15 protein-coding genes and 1 riboswitch are annotated in these 15,764 nt (G+C 70.6%); of the genes, 7 read left to right on the plus strand and 8 right to left on the minus strand.

All coding sequences use genetic code 11. The features are described from left to right. Window positions 1-8: 8 nt before the first annotated feature. From AC07DF_RS22285 to AC07DF_RS22295, 3 genes are all read right to left on the minus strand, one after another. Window positions 9-1,049, minus strand: coding sequence for a C40 family peptidase (locus AC07DF_RS22285; RefSeq protein ID WP_478973908.1), 1,041 nt, complete (start codon window positions 1,047-1,049; stop codon window positions 9-11). A 247-nt stretch (window positions 1,050-1,296) separates the two neighbouring features. Continuing rightward, a complete protein-coding gene (locus AC07DF_RS22290; protein ID WP_478973911.1) occupies window positions 1,297-2,646 on the minus strand; it encodes an NYN domain-containing protein in 1,350 nt (449 codons plus the stop codon). Between the two features lie 39 nt (window positions 2,647-2,685). Continuing rightward, window positions 2,686-2,925 (minus strand): hypothetical protein, encoded by a 240-nt coding sequence (locus AC07DF_RS22295; protein ID WP_184596435.1) that lies wholly within the window; start codon window positions 2,923-2,925, stop codon window positions 2,686-2,688. A gap of 159 nt (window positions 2,926-3,084) precedes the next feature. On the opposite strand from AC07DF_RS22295, the gene AC07DF_RS22300 reads away from it, so the two are divergent. The 7 genes from AC07DF_RS22300 to AC07DF_RS22330 all read left to right on the plus strand — a co-directional run bounded on the left by AC07DF_RS22300 (window position 3,085) and on the right by AC07DF_RS22330 (window position 9,396). Continuing rightward, window positions 3,085-3,834 (plus strand): rhomboid family intramembrane serine protease, encoded by a 750-nt coding sequence (locus AC07DF_RS22300; RefSeq protein ID WP_478973915.1) that lies wholly within the window; start codon window positions 3,085-3,087, stop codon window positions 3,832-3,834. Next, window positions 3,831-4,112 (plus strand): Lrp/AsnC family transcriptional regulator, encoded by a 282-nt coding sequence (locus tag AC07DF_RS22305; protein ID WP_030848030.1) that lies wholly within the window; start codon window positions 3,831-3,833, stop codon window positions 4,110-4,112. Before AC07DF_RS22300 ends, AC07DF_RS22305 begins: the two co-directional genes overlap by 4 nt. A gap of 103 nt (window positions 4,113-4,215) precedes the next feature. Beyond that, on the plus strand, window positions 4,216-4,542 hold the full coding sequence (locus AC07DF_RS22310; RefSeq protein ID WP_478973917.1) for a small secreted hydrophilic protein: 327 nt from the start codon (window positions 4,216-4,218) through the stop codon (window positions 4,540-4,542). Window positions 4,543-4,600: 58 nt separating this feature from the next. Next, window positions 4,601-5,983 carry a sensor histidine kinase gene (locus AC07DF_RS22315; protein ID WP_478974645.1) on the plus strand — a complete coding sequence of 461 codons (1,383 nt, stop codon included), beginning with the start codon at window positions 4,601-4,603 and terminating at the stop codon, window positions 5,981-5,983. Then, window positions 5,980-6,639, plus strand: coding sequence for a response regulator transcription factor (locus AC07DF_RS22320; RefSeq protein ID WP_478973920.1), 660 nt, complete (start codon window positions 5,980-5,982; stop codon window positions 6,637-6,639). Before AC07DF_RS22315 ends, AC07DF_RS22320 begins: the two co-directional genes overlap by 4 nt. Window positions 6,640-6,777: 138 nt before the next feature. After that, a complete protein-coding gene (locus AC07DF_RS22325; RefSeq protein ID WP_478973923.1) occupies window positions 6,778-8,193 on the plus strand; it encodes an SLC13 family permease in 1,416 nt (471 codons plus the stop codon). A 9-nt stretch (window positions 8,194-8,202) separates the two neighbouring features. Beyond that, window positions 8,203-9,396 carry a glycerate kinase gene (locus tag AC07DF_RS22330; protein WP_478973927.1) on the plus strand — a complete coding sequence of 398 codons (1,194 nt, stop codon included), beginning with the start codon at window positions 8,203-8,205 and terminating at the stop codon, window positions 9,394-9,396. Here AC07DF_RS22330 and AC07DF_RS22335 read toward each other — a convergent pair. From AC07DF_RS22335 to qcrC, 5 genes are all read right to left on the minus strand, one after another. After that, window positions 9,351-10,718, minus strand: a complete 1,368-nt coding sequence (locus AC07DF_RS22335; protein ID WP_478973930.1) for an aminotransferase class V-fold PLP-dependent enzyme — start codon at window positions 10,716-10,718, stop codon at window positions 9,351-9,353. The genes AC07DF_RS22330 and AC07DF_RS22335 overlap by 46 nt on opposite strands. A gap of 133 nt (window positions 10,719-10,851) precedes the next feature. Beyond that, a riboswitch (SAM riboswitch) is annotated at window positions 10,852-10,968 on the minus strand. A gap of 73 nt (window positions 10,969-11,041) precedes the next feature. After that, entirely contained in the window at window positions 11,042-12,106 is a 1,065-nt protein-coding gene (gene trpD, locus AC07DF_RS22340; protein WP_478973933.1) for an anthranilate phosphoribosyltransferase, read from the minus strand. Between the two features lie 126 nt (window positions 12,107-12,232). After that, window positions 12,233-13,855, minus strand: a complete 1,623-nt coding sequence (gene qcrB / locus AC07DF_RS22345; protein ID WP_478973936.1) for a cytochrome bc1 complex cytochrome b subunit — start codon at window positions 13,853-13,855, stop codon at window positions 12,233-12,235. After that, window positions 13,852-14,922 carry a cytochrome bc1 complex Rieske iron-sulfur subunit gene (gene qcrA, locus AC07DF_RS22350; protein WP_478973939.1) on the minus strand — a complete coding sequence of 357 codons (1,071 nt, stop codon included), beginning with the start codon at window positions 14,920-14,922 and terminating at the stop codon, window positions 13,852-13,854. The genes qcrB and qcrA overlap by 4 nt, the downstream gene beginning before the upstream one ends. Further along, the gene (qcrC, locus tag AC07DF_RS22355) at window positions 14,919-15,731 is read right to left on the minus strand and encodes a cytochrome bc1 complex diheme cytochrome c subunit (protein WP_478973942.1); all 813 of its coding nucleotides are present in this window, start codon (window positions 15,729-15,731) and stop codon (window positions 14,919-14,921) included. Before qcrC ends, qcrA begins: the two co-directional genes overlap by 4 nt. Window positions 15,732-15,764 lie beyond the last annotated feature (33 nt).

Raw genomic sequence — 15,764 nt, forward strand, 5'->3', positions numbered from 1 at the left:
GCCGTTCGTCAGACGCGGACGCCGAACATGAACGGGCCGCCGATGGTGTCCATCGACTCGTAGCGGACGACCGTGCCGGTGCGCGGGGCGTGGATGATCTGTCCGTTGCCGGCGTAGAGGCCCACGTGGTGCAGGTCGTTGAAGAAGAAGACCAGGTCGCCGACCTTGAGCTGGCTGACCGAGGAGATCCTGGTGCCGATCTGGGACTGCGCCTCGGAGGTGCGCGGGATCTGCATGCCGGCCGCCGCGTAGGCCCGGGAGGTGAGGCCGGAGCAGTCGTAGGAGCTCGTGCCGGTGGCGCCGTAGACGTAGGGCTTGCCGAGCTGGCTCTGGGCGAAGGCGAAGGCCGCGGCGGCCCGGCCCGAGCCGGACGGGACGTTGCCGGTGAGGGCGTCGCGCTGGCTGTCCCGGCTGGCGCGGTCCTGCTCGGCGGCGAGCGCCTGCTTCTCGGCGGCGGTGAGGCTGTTGAGCAGCTTCTGCGCGGAGCCGAGCTTGCCCTGGACTTCCTTCTTCTTCTTGCCGAGTTCGGTGCGGGTGGAGGCGAGGTCCTTGAGCTTCTCGGAGGCCTCGGCGCGCTCCTGCGCGAGTTCGCGCTGCTTCTCCTGGACCTTCTTCAGCGCCTCGACCTGCTGGCTGCTCAACTGGTCGAGCGTGGAGGCCTTGTCGAGGTAGTCGTCCGGGTCCGAGGAGAGGAAGAGCTGGACCGAGGGGTCGATGGAGCCGGTGCGGTACTGCGACGCGGCCGCGATGCCCAGGCTGTCGCGCAGCTCGTTGAGTTCCTCCTGGCCGCGGGCGACGTTGTCCTGGATGGTGGAGATCTCCTTCTGGAGCTTCTCCTGCTTCTCCTTGGCCCCGTTGTACTTCTCGGTGGCCTGCTCCGCCTCTTCGTAGAGCTTGTCGACCTTCGCCTTGACCTCGTCCTTGCTCGGCTTCTCGCTGGGGGCCGCGTTGGCGGCCTGCGCGCTGAAGGCGACGGCAGCGGCGGCGGCGGTGGTCAGCACGGTCACACGTGCGCGGCTCGGCTGCTTCGGACGACGGTGGGACGCCACGGGTGAAAGCTCCTTCTGCCCCCTCCGCCGTCTCTCCCGATGAGTGATCACCCGAGCGGAGGTTTCGGAGCCTGACCCTAGTGACGTTCCTGTGATCAGTTCAAATCCTCAGATGAAAAAATGCGTCACAGTGGGCCAACTTTTCCCCTGGACTCACAGGCGGTGAGACTCCCTTGACTTAACGTGGCCCACAGGTCTCACCAATTCGGGCATCACGCCCGGAGGTTACGCATCGCCCGTAGGGCGCCTAGGGCCGCGAAAGACGCTTGAGGAGCATCGCCGAGGCCACCGGGCGGGCGCCGGCCCGGGCCACGCCGTCGGCGACTTCCCGGTCGGTGGACGCCACGATGACCGGCCTTCCGGGTGGTTCGGCGCGCACGAGTTGACGGATGAGCTCGTCGGCGGTGACACCCGGCTTCGAGAACAGCACCCGTACCCCGCGCGGCGGCGCCAGCAGGACCGGCGCGGCCAGTTCGGCGCCGTCGAAGACGCAGGTCACCTCGGCGCCGCTCTGCGCCGCCAGTTGGGAGAGCTGCCCCAGCAGCCTGAGGCGCTGCTTCTCCAGCGGCATCTGCGGATAGCCGGTCTTGGTGACGTTGTAGCCGTCGACGACGAGATGGGCCTGCGGCAGCGCCAGCAGCTGGTCGAGGACCTGCGGGTCGTTCTCGGAGAGCGCGCGGGCGGCGATGTCCTTCGGGCTCATCCGGCCCGGCTCGACGGCGTCCACGGTCTCGGCGGGCCGTACCGACACCGGCGGCAGGGCGAGTTCGCGCCGGAGCCCTTGGGTGGCGTCCAGCAGGGTGTCCAGCAGCAGCCGGACCCGCATGTCCTCGACGCTGCGGCCTTCGCGGGCCGCCCGGCGGGTGGCCTCCAGAGCCGCCTCGGTCTCCCCCAGCCTGGCCTTGAGCCGCCGGGATTCGCTCTCGGCGGCGGACACCTGGGCGTGCCCCTCGGCGCGGACGGCCTCCATCTCGCCGTGCGCCTTGCGCAGGGCGGCCTCGCCGCGCTTGACGTCGCTGAGGGCGGCGCGGAGCTTGCGGTGCAGCGACTCGGATTCCCGCTTGGCCGATTCCAGCTCCGTGCGCAGCCGCTCGGTCTCGGCCCTGGTGTGGTCACGGGCCCGGGCCAGCTCGGCGCGCAGCCGCTCCAGCTCGGCCCGGCTCTCCTCGTCGGCCCGCTCGGCGTCGGCCCGCAGGGCCTCCTCGCCGGCGGCGGTCACCAGCTTCACCCAGTCGGTGGGCCGCAGTACGTAGGCCGCGGCCGCCACGTCGAGCGGGTCCGCGGCCGGGGGCGGGGAGCCTGAGTCGAGAGCGCCGGCCAGTTCCGGCTGGGCCTCTCTGAGCTTCTCCCCGATGCGCTGCCGGAACAGCGGGTCGGTCTCCAGCGCGGCGGCCATGGCGTTGCCGGCGAACTTGGCCCTGCGGTTCGGGGCGAACCGGGCGTACTGCCTGAGCTGTGCGGGCAGCTCGCCGACCGTCAGCGATCCGAAGCCGTCGGAGACGATCTGCACGACCTTGCGGCGCACGCCGTCGGGCAGCGGACGGTCGAGCACCTCGGCGGCGCCGTCGCCCGGCCCCCCGCCTGTGGTCTCCACCATCCGTCACACCCCAATGCCTGTGCGGGGGCCCTGCTCCCCTCAGGAGCCGGCGCCCGGCCTGTCCACGAGTTCCACCTGGTCCACCGCGTTGCACCAGCGGCAGCGCACCGACTCGATGGTCTCACTGAGCACCTCGCGCTCCTCGACCTTGGCCTCTCCGGCCAGGTCCAGGTGGACGTACTCGACGACCTTCGACGAGCGGGTCACGTCGAAGCGCGTGAGGTTGCCGCAGAGGGTGCAGCGCCACCGCGTCTCGGCGGTCGGCAGGGGAACCGTCATCGTGGCCTGTTCTCTTTCCTTCTAGTGTCCGCGACGCCACCGGCTTCCCCGGTGCGTGTGGCTCGTAACCCTACGGCCTGCCGGGTCCTCGTCGCCTGCGTGTCCACGGCGGCGAGGCGGTCTGGGCGGTTGCGTCCGGTTACGTCATGCTCTGTAGCCATGATCAGCAAGTGGAGTGCGTCGATCACGCGGGCGAGCGGATCGATCAGGGGGTCGTCGGCGCCGGTGACGTACTCACTGATCGCCCTGTGCTGCACGGTCTTCCTGGCCGGGCCCGCCTCGGGCCTCGGCCCGGCGTACGGCTCGGGCGACGATCTGCTCGCCGCGCAGCGGGCCTACTTCCGGCACTGGGGCGTGATCCCCGCAGAACTGTTCGAGGGATCCCCCGGGTCGGTCCTCACCCCGGTGACGGCGCTCTTCGTCCACGGCACCTGGGTGCACCTGCTCGGCAACATGCTCTTCCTCTACGTCTTCGGGGCGATGGCCGAGGAACGGATGGGGCGGGTGCAGTTCACCCTGTTCTACGTCGGCTGCGGATACCTGGCCCTGCTCGGGTACGCCGTCGCCAACGCGGATTCCGAGCAGTCCCTGGTCGGTGCCTCCGGGGCGATCTCGGCGGTCCTCGGCGCGTTCCTGTACCTGTTCCCCCGTGCCCGGGTGACCAGTCTCCTGCCGTTCCTCTTCTTCCTGCCGGTGCGCTTCCCCGCCTGGGTCGTGCTGCCGTTCTGGGCGGGGCTGCAGTGGCTGGCGGCGGGGCGGGCCTCGGACGGGCCCGGGGTGGCCTACCTCGCCCACCTGGTCGGATTCGGTCTGGGCTTCTGCTACGCCTCGGTCCGCTACGGCCGTCCCCCCGGCACTAGAGTGAAGACCGCCCCTGCTCCGGCCCCCGAGGGAGAGAACCAGCCGTGATCACCGCGATCGTCCTCATCAAGACCAGCGTGGACCGGATCCCAGAGATCGCGGAGTCGATCGCGGCGCTGGACAGCGTCAGCGAGGTCTTCTCGGTCACCGGCACCTACGACCTCATCGCGATGGTCCGGGTGAAGGAGCACGAGGACCTCGCCGAGGTCATCCCCGGCCGGATCAGCAAGATCCCCGGCGTCGAGGGCACGGACACGCACGTGGCGTTCCGTACGTACTCGCAGCACGACCTGGAGGCGGCGTTCTCCATCGGGCTGGACAACTGAGGACCGGTTCCGGGCACGGCAGGCCGGACCCGGGGCTCCGGATGAAGAGTTCTTCATCCGCCCTTCATCCCGCTCCCCGGGTTCCGTCCGCAGGATCGGGCGCATGGTTTTCTCTCGCCGGATGGCGGCCCTGTCCGCCGTCGTGCTGATCCCGCTGGGCATCGCCGCGACCAGCTACGCCCTCGCGGACAGTCCCGAGTCGCCCAGGGTCCCCTCGCAGCAGGTGGAGCTGGACAACCGCTCGCCCACGCCCACCTCCACGCTCACGCCCGCCCCGAAGCCCACGCCGCCCGCCGCCACGCCGGACGACGAGGTGGTCTCGCGGCCTCCGGTGACCGACAGCTCGGCTGGTGACGATGATGACGACGACCGTGGCCAGGGCAACGGAGACGACGGGCCGGGCGACGACGGACCCGGCTCCGACAACTGACCCCGGCCGGCGGCGCGTCTCCGCCCGGGTCCGCATCCTGCTCTGGCTGCTGCTGGTGATGGCGGTCGCGCTCGCCTCGGTCGCCATGACCACCCGTTCCTTCCTGCTGCGGGACGTCGACAACCGGATCAACCGCCTGCTCACCCAGGAGACCGGTGAGTTCGCCAACTTCGAGGAACGGGGCGGGGATCCGCAGACGGGCCGCCCCTTCACCGACGCCAGCCGGCTGCTGACGGTGTTCCTGGAACGGCAGTACCCCGACGCGGACGAGGAGCTGATCGGCCTGGTCGGCCGGGCGGGCAGCGGGCCCCGGCAGATCCGCCAGCAGCACGACCTGCCCGTCGCGCTGCCCCTGCACCGGGACCCCCGGGCCAAGCGCGCCGTCTTCGAGTCACCCGAGTCCTCCGGGGTGCTGCGGCGGCCCCAGGGCGAGATCCGCTGGGCCAAGGTCACCGTGGCCCTGGAGGGCCGGGCGCCGGACGCCGCGTTCGTCGTCGCCTTCCACCCGGAACGCGAGCGGGCGCGGGTGAACGACATGTTCCGCACGCTGCTCGTGATCTCCGGGGTCGCCCTGCTGCTGACCGTCGGCATCGCCTGGGCGGTCGCCGGGCGGATCCTCAAACCGGTGCGGGTGGTGCGCACCGCGGCGGCACAGCTCACCGAGCAGGGCCTCACCCGGCGGATCCCGGTGCACGGCAACGACGACATAGCCGCCCTCGCCGAGACGTTCAACGGCATGCTCGACCGGCTGGAGCGGGCCTTCGCCGCACAGCGCGAGTTCGTCGACGACGCGGGACACGAACTGCGCACCCCCATCACCATCGTGCGCGGCCACCTGGAACTCATGGGCGACGATCCCGCCGAACGCGAGGAGACGGTCCGGCTGGTCACCGACGAGCTGGACCGGATGAGCCGCATCGTCGAGGACCTGCTGCTGCTCGCCAAGGCGGAACGCCCTGACTTCGTCACGCCCGAACCGGTCCAGGTCGCCGAACTCACCGCCGACGTCTACGTCAAGGCACGCACCCTGGGCGAACGCGACTGGCGGCTCGACGGGGTCGCCGACCTGGAGGCCGAGCTGGATCCGCAGCGGATCACCCAGGCCATGGTGCAGCTCGCGCAGAACGCCGTGCAGCACACCACGACCGGCCAGACCATCCGCATCGGCTCCCGCACCGACGGCCCGGACCTGGAGCTGTACGTCGCCGACTCCGGGCCCGGTGTGCAGCCCCAGGACGCCGAGGTGATCTTCGAGCGCTTCCGGCGCGGCACGGCACGCCGCGGCACCCGGGGTTCCGGCGCCGGACTCGGGCTGTCCATCGTCAAGGCGATCGCCGAGGGCCACCGGGGCCGGGTACGGCTCTACGGCCCGCCCGGCGGCGGCGCCGGCTTCGCCCTCGTTCTGCACGCACCCCGGGCACCGGAAGGGGACCCCTCGTGAACCGCATCCTCATCGTCGAGGACGAGGAGCGCATCGCCTCCTTCGTGGAGAAGGGCCTGCGCTCCAACGGCTTCACCACGACCGTCGTCACCGACGGCGACGCGGGCTACGAGTACGCCCTGACCGGCGGCTTCGACCTCGTCGTCCTGGACATCGGGCTGCCCGGCCGGGACGGCTTCACCATCCTGCGCGAGCTGCGCGAGGCCCGGGTGTCGGTGCCGGTGATCGTACTGACCGCGCGGGACTCCGTACGGGACACGGTGGCCGGCCTGGAGGGCGGCGCCGACGACTGGATGACCAAACCGTTCCGGTTCGAGGAGCTGCTCGCGCGGGTGCGGCTGCGGCTGCGGACGGCGGCGCGGGCGCCGGAGGTGACGGTGCTCAGGTCGGGCTCCCTGAGCCTCGATCTCCGCACCAGGCGTGCGCGGGCCGGGGAGCGGACGGTCGATCTGACGGCGCGTGAGTTCGTGCTGCTGGAACTGTTCCTGCGGCATCCGGGGCAGGTGCTGTCCCGGGAGCAGATCCTGTCCCATGTGTGGGGGTACGACTTCGATCCGGGGTCCAACATCGTGGACGTGTATGTGCGGACGCTGCGGAAGAAGCTGGGGGCGGAGCGGGTGGAGACGGTGCGGGGGATGGGGTACCGGTTGGCGTAGTGCCGCGTGGGCGCCGTGGCCGGGTGCGGGTACGTCGTGGTTGTTCGCGCAGTTCCCCGCGCCCCTGAGGGCCCGTGGTGAAAGTTCCTTCATCCGGAACTCATCGTCGACTCACCGCCCGGGCGAATCCTCGATGGTGTGACGCTGAATCTCCGAACCACCATCGCCCTGTGCGTGGCGCTGTCGTTGTGTGCCTTGCTGGCTGTTCCCGGGAACTTTCCGGGGCTCGGTGCCGACGCCCGGGTCACGCTCTGCGTGTTCGTGCTGGCGACCTGCGCATGGATCGGGACGTCGATCGACGACACCTACATCGCGTTGGGCGCCGGGCTCGCGCTCACGGTGACCGGGGTGATCAGCAGCGACACCCTGTTCGGCACGCTCGGCGATGCCACGGTGTGGCTGTTGATCTGCGCGTTCGTGCTGGCGGCCGCGGTGAGCCGGACCGGGCTGGCGGGCCGGGCCGCGGTGTTCCTGGTCAGCGGGGCGCGGACGGTGCGGCAGCTGGTGCATCTCACCACCGCCGCCCTGGTCGTCACGGCGTTCGCCGTGCCCGCCACCTCGGGCCGGGCCGCGCTCGCGCTGCCGGTGTTCCTCGCCCTCGCCAAGGTCCTCGCCGACCGGAGGCGACTGGTCGTGATGCTGGCGTTGCTGTTTCCGACCGTGATCCTTCTTTCGGCGGTGGCGACCTTGATCGGCGCGGGCGCGCATCTGATCACCGTGTCGGTGCTGTGGGAGACGACCGGGCAGCACATCGGCTTCACGGAGTGGCTGCTGCTCGGCCTGCCGCTGGCCGTGGCCTCGTCCCATCTGGCGGCCGAGCTGGTGATGCTGACGACGACCCGGCGGGCGGACCGCCGCGGCCCCGTCAGCATCACCCCGGAGCAGATCCAGGAGCACAGCGAGCAGCCGGTGACCGGCCCCTGGAGCCAGGCCGAGAAGCGCTGCGCCCTGCTCCTCGCCACGGTGGTGCTGCTGTGGTGCAGTGAGCCGCTGCACCGGGTGCCGCCCGCGCTGGTCGCGCTGATCGGCGCCGTCATCGCCTCCTCCCCCGCCCTCGGCACCATCCGTCTGAAGGACGCGCTGAAGACCGTCCCCTGGTCGCTGCTGCTGTTCATGGCGGCGACGATGGCGATGGGCGTCGCGCTCGCCGACTCGGGAGCGGCGAAGTGGCTGGTTGCCGGGCTACCGGCGGGCGAGCCGCCGGTGGTGTTCCTGGCGATCGTGATCGCCGTCAGTACGGCGGCCCACCTGGTCCTGCAGTCCCGCTCGGCCCGCTCGTCGGTCCTGGTCCCGCTGGTCGTGGCCGCCGCCGTGGGCGTCGGGGTCAACCCCGTCGCCGCCGCGCTCGCCTCCACCGCCGCCGCGGGCTTCTGCCACACCCTGCCCGCCTCGGCCAAGCCGGTCACGCTCTTCGCGCAGATCCCCGGCACGCCCACCTACACCCCGCGCGACCTGCTGCGGCTGTCCGCGTTCCTGGCGCCGCTGACCGCCGCGCTCGTCCTGCTGTTCGCCGTCGCGGTGTGGCCGCTGCTCGGCGTGTCCGTCACCCGTTGAGGAGTCCTCATGCTGACCCGTGTCGTCGTAGCCCCCAGTGGCTTCAAGGAGTCCCTGTCCGCGGAGGCGGCGGCCGATGCCATCGCCGCTGGTGTCCGCCGTGTCCTGCCCGACGCCGAGATCGACCTGGTTCCGCTGGTGGACGGCGGCGAGGGCACGGCCGTCGCCCTGGCCGCCGCGACCGGGGGCCGGCTCGTCACCGTGCCCGCCACCGGCCCCGTCGGGGAGACCATCGGCGCCCATTTCGCCCTGCTGGGCTCAGGGGACACGGCGGTGGTGGAGATGGCGGCGGTCGCGGGCCTCTCCCTCGTCCCGCGCGACCTGCGCGACCCGGGCGCCACCACCACGTACGGAGTCGGGGAACTGATCCGCTCGGCGCTCGACCTGGGCGTCCGGCGGATCCTGGTCGGCTGCGGCGACTCGGGCACCTCGGACGGCGGCGCGGGCGCGCTCCAGGCGCTCGGGGCCTGGCTCCTGGACGACCGGGGCGAGGAACTCCCCGCCGGAGGCCGGGAGCTGACGCGTCTGCACCGCATCGACCCGACCGGCCTGGACAGCCGCCTCGCGGACGTGGAGCTCCTGGTCGCCTGCAACCCCTACAACGTGCTGTGCGGCGAGCGGGGCGTCGCCCGGGTCTTCGGCCCGCAGAAGGGCGCGACCCCGATCCAGGTCGAGGAACTGTCGGCCGGCCTGGAGAACTGGGCCTTCGTCCTCACCCGCGACGTCGCCGTCCCGGACACGAACCTCCGCAGTGATCCCGGAACCGGGGCCTCCGGCGGCCTGGGAGCCGGTCTCGCCGCCCTCGGCGCCCGGCTCCTGCCCCGCTTCGACGTGCTGCTGGACCATCTCGACCTGGACGCCCGGCTGGCCCGCGCCGACCTGGTCGTCACCGCCGAGGGCGCCCTGGACCACCAGACGCCGCGCGGCAAGGTCCCGGCCGAGGTGGCCCGCCGGGCCAAGCTCCACGGCCGCCCGGTCCTGGCCCTCGCGGGCACGCTCGGCGAGGGCGCGCACGAGGTGCCGGGCGTGGACGCGTTCAGCGGGATCCTGCCGGCGCCGATGGCCCTGGCGGAGGCCCTGGTGCGGGCCTCCGAACTGCTCACGGACGCGACCGAACGCGCCCTGCGGATGATCCTGCTGGGCGCCCGGCTACCGGCTCACGCGGAGGTGTCCGGGACGCAACGGCCGTCCTCCGTACGGTAGTTCCACCGCGCCCCGTCCTGGACCAGCTCCTTGACGGCGCTGACGAACCGCTCGACGTGCTCGTCGGGCGTGCCCGCGCCGAAGCTCACGCGGATGGCGTTGAGGGACTTCTCGCCGGGAGCCGCCTCCGGTGCGCCGCACTCGCCCTGGGTCTGCGGGTCGCTGCCCAGCAGGGTCCGCAGGAGGGGGTGGGCGCAGAACAGCCCGTCCCGCACCCCGATGCCGTACTCGGCGGAGAGGGCGGCGGCGAAATGGGAGCTGTTCCAGCCCTCGACGACGAAGGAGATGACGCCGACACGCGGGGCGTCGTCACCGAAGAGGGAGAGGATCCGGACCTCCGGCACCTCGGCGAGGCCCGTACGCACCTTCTCGATCAGGTACTGCTCGCGTGCGACCAGGTTGTCGAACCCGGCCTCGGTGAGCGCCGTGCAGGCGGAGGCGATGGAGTAGGCGCCGATGACGTTCGGGGACCCGGCCTCGTGACGGGCGGCGCTCTCGTGCCACTCCACGTCGACGCCGCCGTCCGTACGCCGAGCCACCTTCCGGGAGGCACCGCCGCCGGCGAGGTAGGGGTCCGCCGCACGCAGCCAGTCGGCCCGGCCGGCCAGGACACCGGAGCCGAAGGGCGCGTACAGCTTGTGCCCGGAGAAGGCGACCCAGTCGACGTCGAGGTCCGCGACGGACACCGGGTGGTGCGGGGCAAGCTGGGCGGCGTCCAGAACGATCCGGGCGCCGTGGGCGTGCGCGGCCGCCGCGAGCTCCCGTACGGGCCACAGCTCCCCGGTGACGTTCGAGGCGCCGGTGACGCAGACGAGGGCCGGTCCACAGGGCTCCCGGTCGGCGAGGGCGCGCTCCAGGGTCTCGACGGCCTGGCGTGGGCTGCTCGGGGCGTCGAGGTAGGTGACGCGCGCGTTCCGCCAGGGCAGCAGGGAGGCGTGGTGCTCGGTCTCGAAGACGAAGACCTCGCAGTCGGCCGGGAGCGCGGCGGCCAGGAGGTTCAGGGAGTCGGTGGTGGACCGGGTGAACACCACCTGGTCACCGTCCCGGCAGCCGAGGAACTCCGCGACCGTGCGGCGGGCGTTCTCGAAGAGGTCGGTCGACAGCTGGGACAGGTACCCGGCACCACGGTGGACGCTGCCGTAGTACGGCGCGTATGCGGCGACGTCGTCCCAGACGCGCTGGAGCGCCGGGGCGCTGGCGGCGTAGTCGAGCGCGGCGTAGGTGACCTCGCCGCCGGTCACGAGCGGCACGGTGACATCCCGGCCGAGAACGGGCAGCGAGGCACAAACGGACTGGTCGGCGACAGCGGTGGAGACAGACATGGCGGAACTCCCGTGAAGGCAGGCTGAATCCGCCCGCGAGCACGTACGGCTCAAGCGGGGGTGAAGGAAGAAAGGGGTGCTGAGGCGGGGCTCTGCGGCCCTATCGCATTCGCTGGTTCACGAGAAACTCCTCGTCACGCGCTTGCCACAGACCTCGCTGCCTGCGGCCTGGTCTTCACCCGGGGCACCCCGCCACGGACGGAGGGTTGCCGGACAGTCGGCCGGGGCCTCATGACTGTCACTCATGACCTGATCAGGAAAGTACGTGAAGTGATCGCGGTCCCGCAACTCGTGTCCGCATCGCGGGACCGCGCTCACCTCGGTTACGCGTTGCTGGCAGCCACCCAGCGCTCCAGGGTCCGCTTCGCCGCACCCGAGTCGATCGACTCCGCTGCCTTCGCCATTCCGGCTCGGACCTGGTCGGCCAGCGGCGCTTGCGTCGGCTCCAGAGCCACCAGCGCGGCCGCCGAGTTCAGCAGGACCGCGTCGCGGACCGGCCCGGTCTCGCCCTCCAGCAGGCGGCGGGCGACCTCGGCGTTGTAGGAGGCGTCCGCGCCGCGCAGGGCCTCCACGGGGACCAGCTCGAGGCCGACGTCACGCGGGTCGAAGGCCTCCTCGGTCACCTTGCCGTCCCGGACGATCCACACCCGGGACGTGGCCGTGGTGGTCAGTTCGTCCAGGCCGTCGTCGCCGCGGAAGACCAGGGACGAGTTGCCGCGCTCGGCGAAGACGCCCGCGACGATCGGTGCCATGCGCGGGTCCGCCACACCGACGGCCTGGGACCGCACCTTCGCGGGGTTGGTCAGCGGACCGAGGACGTTGAAGATCGTCCGGATCCCCAACTGGCCACGGGCCGCTCCCACATACCGCATCGCGGGGTGGAACTTCGCCGCGAAGCAGAAGGTGATCCCGGCCTCCTCGGCGACCCCGGCCACCCGGTGCGTGGGCAGCTCCAGGTTGACGCCGAGCTTCTCCAGGACGTCCGACGCCCCGGACGCCGACGACGCGGCGCGGTTGCCGTGCTTGACGACCTTCGCACCGGTACCGGCGATGACGATGGCCGACATCGTGGAGATGTTGACGGTCTTCGCCCCGTCGCCGCCCGTGCCGACGATGTCGACGGCCGGGCCCGGCACCTCGATCACGTTCGCGTGCTCGTACATCGCCCGGACGAATCCGCCGATCTCCTCGACGGTCTCGCCCTTGGCGCGCAGCGCCACCACGAACCCGGCGATCTGCGCGTCCGTCGCCTCACCGCGCATGATCAGGTCCATCGCCCAGGCGGTGTCGTCGGCGGTCAGGTCCCGGCGGTCCAGCAGGCCGTTCAGCAGGGCGGGCCAGGAGCGGCCCGCCGCGGTGTCGCCTCCAGCGGGGGTCACAGCGCTCATAAGCCGCTCCTGGGTCGTCGTACGTCACGTAAAAGCAGTGGTCCCACCCTATCCAGCCCCGGGCACCGCGAAGGGCCCCGTCCGAACACCGGACGGGGCCCTCTGCGTGGCGTGGCGAAGCAGTGATCAGTGGTGGCCGTGGCCGCTCGTGATCTCCCGGTACTCCTCGGCGGTGGGCTTCGGGATCTGGGCCCCCTCGCCGTAGTAGGACTCGCTGAGCTTGGCGCGCAGCTTCTCGGAGCCCTTCACCTTGCGCTCGACACCGTTCTCGTCGGTCGTCGGACCGATCTCGGCCGGCTGGTACTGCTCGTGCGCGGTGAGCGTGTACATCTGCTCCTGGCTGAGCGGCTCGTGCACCTCGATGAACTCACCGTGCGGCAGGCGCTTGATGATGCCCGACTCGCGGCCGTGCAGCACCTTCTCCTTGTCCCGGCGCTGCAGGCCGAGGCAGATGCGCTTGGTGACGATGAACGCCAGGACCGGTCCGAGGAAGAACCCGATCCGGACGAACCAGGTGACCGCGTTGATCGACAGATGGAAGTGCGTGGCGACGATGTCGTTGCCACCGCCGATCAGCATGATGATGTAGCCGGTGACCCAGGCGACACCGACACCGGTGCGGGTCGGGGCGTTGCGCGGCCGGTCCAGGATGTGGTGCTCGCGCTTGTCCCCGGTGACCCACGACTCGATGAACGGGTAGAGGGCGATGATCCCGAGGAAGACACCGAACAGCACCAGCGGGATGAACACACCCAGGACCAGCGTGTGGCCCCAGAAGTTGACCTCCCAGCCCGGCATCGCGCGGATCAGACCCTCGGCGAAGCCCATGTACCAGTCGGGCTGGGCACCGGTCGACACCTGGTCGGGACGGTAGGGGCCCAGGACCCAGATCGGGTTGATCGTCGCGATGCCGGCGAGGGCCGAGATGACACCGAAGACCAGGAAGAAGAAGCCTCCGGCCTTGGCCATGTAGACCGGCAGCAGCGGCATGCCGACGACGTTCTTGTTGGTCCGTCCGGGACCCGCGAACTGGGTGTGCTTGTGGTAGAAGACCAGGATCAGGTGGCCGACCACGAGCCCGAGCATGATGCCCGGCAGCAGCAGGATGTGGATCGAGTAGAACCGGGCGACGAAGTCGGTGCCCGGGAACTCCCCGCCGAACAGGAACATCGAGATGTACGTGCCCACGATCGGCACGGACAGGATCGCGCCCTGCGTGAAGCGGACACCGGTGCCGGAGAGCAGGTCGTCCGGGAGCGAGTAGCCGGTGAAACCGGTGAACATGCCCAGGACGAACAGCAGGAAGCCGAACATCCAGTTGATCTCGCGCGGCTTGCGGAACGCGCCGGTGAAGAAGACGCGCATCATGTGCACGAACATGCCGGCGAGGAAGATGATCGCCGCCCAGTGGTGGATCTGCCGGATCAGCAGGCCGCCGCGGACGTCGAAGCTGATGTCCAGGGTGGAGGCGAACGCCTCCGACATCAGCTGCCCCTGGAGCGGGACGTAACTGCCGTGGTACTCCACCTCGTTCATCGACGGGTGGAAGAACAGCGTCAGATACACACCCGTGAGGATGATGATGATGAAGCTGTAGAGGCAGATCTCACCCAGCATGAAGGACCAGTGGTCCGGGAAGATCTTGCGCATGTTGGCCTTGGCCAGGGAGTAGATCCCCAGGCGGCCGTCGGCCCAGTCGGCGACCCGCTCACCCGCGGGTGCCTTGCGGCGTTCTTGTGCAGTGCTCATCCGCGCTCCCAGAAAGCAGGGCCGACGGGCTCGTCGAAGTCGCCGAGCGCCTCAAGATAGCCCTCGTCGTTCACGCCGATGCGGAGCTGCGGCAGGGCGTGACCAGCGGGACCGAAGATCACTCGGGCACCGTCGGAGAGGTCGAAGGTGGACTGGTGGCAGGGGCAGAGCACGTGGTGCGTCTGCTGCTCGTACAGGGAGATCGGGCAACCGACGTGGGTGCAGATCTTCGAGTACGCGACGATGCCCTCGTGCGACCACTCGAGCTCGCGCTTGTCCTTGATGTCCTCCGGCTGGATCCGGACGATCATCAGGGCGGCCTTGGCGATCTCGTTCTGGAACTCGTGGTCGTGCTCCTCCAGGCCCTCGGGCTTGGCGAAGGTCAGCGAACCGACCGCGACGTCCGAGGGACGCAGCGGCTCGTCCGTGTTCATGTTGACGAGCAGCTTGCCCTTGGACCACAGCGTGTGGCGGAGCTTGGTGCCGGGCAGCGGGCCGAGGTCGCGCAGCAGCACGACACCGGAGAGCGGCACCAGCGTGAGCGCGCCGAGCATGGTGTTGCGGATCAGCTTGCGGCGGCCGAGCGCGGACTCCTTGGCGCCCTGCTTGAAGTCCGCGAAGACCTTCTCGCGGACCTCGGGCGACGCCTCGATCGGGTGCCGCTCGTCGGCGACCTCCACGTCGGACATCAGGGTGCGCGCCCAGTGGACGGCGCCCGCGCCGATGCAGAACAGCGCGATGCCGAGCGTCATGCCCAGCGCGAAGTTCAGCGCGCTGATGTGACCCAGCGGGAAGATGTAAACCGACTTGTCGACCGGGATCGCCACGAACGCGGCGATGAAGGCGACGGTGGCCAGCATCGACACCGTGAACATCAGGGCGACCGAACGCTCGGACCGCTTGGCGGCCCGCTCGTCGACGTCCTGGACCCGGTGCTCGTGGGGAGGCAGGCCCGGGTCGGCGAACGGGTGCTTGTCGTCCGGGACGCTCACCGCGTCGTGCCCGTGCTCGTCACGTCCCGCGCGCTCGGCGGGCAGGTTCTCTTCTGGAATGTCTTGGCTACTCATGACTTCTTGGCCTTTGCGGTCCGGGCGGCGACCCACACGGCGACGGCGATCAGCCCGCCGAGACCGAAGATCCAGCCGAACAGGCCCTCGCTGACCGGCCCGAGGCCGCCGAGCTCGAGACCGCCGGGGCTCTCGGACTTGCTGCTGTTGACCGCGTCCAGGTACGCGATGATGTCCTTCTTGTTCTCCTCCGACAGCGTGGTGTCGGGGAAGGACGGCATGTTCTGCGGGCCGGTCTGCATGGCCTCGTAGATGTGCTTCGAGGAGACGCCCTCGAGGGTCGGCGCGTACTTGCCGTGCGTCAGCGCGCCGCCCTTGCCGGTGAAGTTGTGGCACTGCGCGCAGTTGGTGCGGAACAGCTCGCCGCCCTCGGCGATGTCGGCGCCCTCGGGGCCGTACTGCTGCTCCGTCGGGATGGACGGACCGGCACCCAGCGAGGCGATGTACGCCGCGAGCTGGTCGATCTCGGCCTGCGAGTAGATGTTCTTCTTCTTCGGGACCTGCGGGCCCTGCGAGGTGGCGGCCGGCATGCGGCCCGTGCCCACCTGGAAGTCGACGGCCGCGGCGCCCACACCCACCAGGCTCGGCCCGTCGGAGGTGCCCTGACCGCCGGTGCCGTGGCAACTGGCGCAGCCGACCGAGTAGAGCTTCTTGCCCTCCTCGATGGTGAGGGACTGGGCGGTTTCGTCGGCCTTCGCCGGGCTCGTCGGTGCGAACACGGCATACAGCCCCCCGGTGCATGCCAGCGCGAGGAGTAGGACGACGAGCGCCGCCATCGGGTGGCGTCGTCGTGCGGAGAGCTTTTTCACGGATTACCCCGGTGTCAGGATCTTCTGCGTCGA

The organism is Streptomyces sp. NPDC044719 (assembly GCF_056433405.1).

What these genes read in the sequence shown, in the direction of transcription:
- AC07DF_RS22290 (WP_478973911.1), bottom strand. Translation starts at nt 2,646, where the DNA reads ATGGTGGAGACCACAGGCGGGGGGCCGGGCGACGGCGCCGCCGAGGTG.
- AC07DF_RS22295 (WP_184596435.1), bottom strand. Translation starts at nt 2,925, where the DNA reads ATGACGGTTCCCCTGCCGACCGCCGAGACGCGGTGGCGCTGCACCCTC.
- AC07DF_RS22300 (WP_478973915.1), top strand. Translation starts at nt 3,085, where the DNA reads ATGATCAGCAAGTGGAGTGCGTCGATCACGCGGGCGAGCGGATCGATC.
- AC07DF_RS22310 (WP_478973917.1), top strand. Translation starts at nt 4,216, where the DNA reads ATGGTTTTCTCTCGCCGGATGGCGGCCCTGTCCGCCGTCGTGCTGATC.
- AC07DF_RS22315 (WP_478974645.1), top strand. Translation starts at nt 4,601, where the DNA reads ATGGCGGTCGCGCTCGCCTCGGTCGCCATGACCACCCGTTCCTTCCTG.
- AC07DF_RS22330 (WP_478973927.1), top strand. Translation starts at nt 8,203, where the DNA reads ATGCTGACCCGTGTCGTCGTAGCCCCCAGTGGCTTCAAGGAGTCCCTG.
- AC07DF_RS22335 (WP_478973930.1), bottom strand. Translation starts at nt 10,718, where the DNA reads ATGTCTGTCTCCACCGCTGTCGCCGACCAGTCCGTTTGTGCCTCGCTG.
- trpD (WP_478973933.1), bottom strand. Translation starts at nt 12,106, where the DNA reads ATGAGCGCTGTGACCCCCGCTGGAGGCGACACCGCGGCGGGCCGCTCC.
- qcrB (WP_478973936.1), bottom strand. Translation starts at nt 13,855, where the DNA reads ATGAGCACTGCACAAGAACGCCGCAAGGCACCCGCGGGTGAGCGGGTC.
- qcrA (WP_478973939.1), bottom strand. Translation starts at nt 14,922, where the DNA reads ATGAGTAGCCAAGACATTCCAGAAGAGAACCTGCCCGCCGAGCGCGCG.